General features: G+C 54.4%; 2 protein-coding genes. Both read right to left on the reverse strand.

What is annotated here, in order from left to right:
- On the reverse strand, positions 1-1,377 hold a 1,377-nt coding region (locus tag DBR30_RS21980; RefSeq protein ID WP_258224375.1), incomplete at its 3' end, for a GH92 family glycosyl hydrolase.
- A 306-nt stretch (positions 1,378-1,683) separates the two neighbouring features.
- Positions 1,684-1,919 (reverse strand): glycoside hydrolase domain-containing protein (locus DBR30_RS09790; RefSeq protein ID WP_146181376.1); only part of this gene is annotated, 236 nt, incomplete at its 5' end.

Consider the following 1,919-nt stretch of genomic DNA (forward strand, 5'->3'; position numbering starts at 1 on the left):
GGGGTATTTGGTGATGGCGTCGGCAATCACCACCACCGCCGGATAGCCCACCATGGTGCCTGTCTCATCCCCCAGATGCTCCCACTTGGGCAGCAGGCCGCTCTCCAGATACTTCTGGAGCAGGTTCTTGGCATACTGCACGGCGCGGGTGGGTTCGGTGATGGTTTTAAGCGGGTGCAGCGCTCGCTGGGTGTCCCACAGTGAGTAGACCGAGAAGTTGGGCTGATCTTCGCTTGCCTGGCCATAGTGGATGGAGTAGCTGCCTTCCCCCTTGGCCTGCGCCCCTTTGCCCATGCCGCGGTAGTTGCCATCCACATCCTGATGGACGATGGGGGCGATCTTGGTGTGGTAGAGGGCGGTGTAGAAGATCTCGTTTTGCTCCTTGCTGCCCCCCTCGATGGTGAAATTGAGGGCGTTGGCCCACTTCTCGCGGGCGTTGGCGCGGGCCTCGTCAAACGAAACATCCCCTTCGGCCTGGTAGTTGTTCCATGCGCCGGTGGCATCGACCGCCGATAGGGCAACTTTGGCGTTCAGTTGGGCTGAGCCGCCCTCTTCAAATTCGACGTAAGCGGTGACATCCGCTTTGGATTTGGCCTTGTGCTCGGCGCTCAAGCCCTCTACCGGCACACCACCAGCGAGGATGTAGACCCCTTTGATCTTCTTGTCGAAGGTCGCATGGAAGAAGATCTTCTGGTTTTTCGCCCAGCCGGAGAAGTGAGTCGCATCTCGCTCGCCGGTGATGGCGTAGCCATCTTCGCTGACGGTGAGTTTGTTGCGCAGCGAACTCGATCCCCAGTCGCTGTTGAGGATCGAGTTCAAATCGATCTTCAGCCGTTGGGGTTGCCCCTGCGGATAGGTGTAGCGGTGAAAGCCCACCCGCTCGGAGGCGGTCAGCTCGGCCTTGATGCCATTCTCGGCGATGCGCACCGCATAGTAGCCAGGCTCGGCCTGCTCGGATTTTTTGTCCATTTTGACCGAGATGGCTTTGCGGTAATCATCGCTTTGCTCGATGTATTTGGATTTATCTTCGGTAAAGGGCAGGAACAGAATATCCCCCAGCCCCCCCATGCCGGTGCCTGAGAGGTGGGTGTGGGAAAATCCGAACAGGGTATCTTTGTCAAAGTGATAGCCGGAGGAGGAGTGCCAGCCGATCAACTCGGTATCCGGCGAGAGTTGCACCATGCCCTCCGGTACCACAGGGCCGGGAAAGGTGTGACCGTTAAAGCCAGTGCCAACGAATGGGTTCACATATTGCAACACATTGGTTGGCGTTGGCTTTTGATCGTCGTTATTGTCGCTGCTGTTATCTGAATCGCAGCCGGATAACATGGCTACTGTGCTGGTCAGGGCAATGGCCAGAATATTTTTCTTGAACATATTGAGCGGCTCCATCGGGTAGAGGGTGAGCTGTCAGGATCTATTTTTCTTATACCGGAGCGATGCCTGAGCAATATTAAGGCTCGGTGCTGTCAATCCCGGCTACCGTTATTATTCCCATGCTCCCAGCTTCATCGACAGAGTAAAAAAGTGTCATTCACTAGACTTTTGTGACAAGGCTGTCTGTTTGTGATCTGCGCATCATCTGATGCAACATCTCATATTTTTTGAGGTGCTTGGTGAGTCGACAAAAAAGAGGCCCAAAGGAAGCTTTGGACCTGAACATATATTGATAATGCATGATGGTTATTTATTATCTGAGCGGATCGGTTTTTGCGCCGTCATGATAAATTTCAGTTCACCACCTGCCCGAATATCGCTGTGATTGAACGTCAGGTTTTCCCCCAACGGTTTGCCATCGATGGTGACCGATTCCACATAGATATTTTGGGGGCCATTGTTTTCGGCGAGCACGGTGAATTTCCCGCCATCGAGATCCATGGTCACCTTGTCAAACAGTGGCCGACCTATGGTGTAGACCG

It is taken from the genome of Aeromonas sp. HMWF017 (assembly GCF_003061465.1).
In the GTDB taxonomy this organism is placed as follows: domain Bacteria; phylum Pseudomonadota; class Gammaproteobacteria; order Enterobacterales; family Aeromonadaceae; genus Aeromonas; species Aeromonas veronii.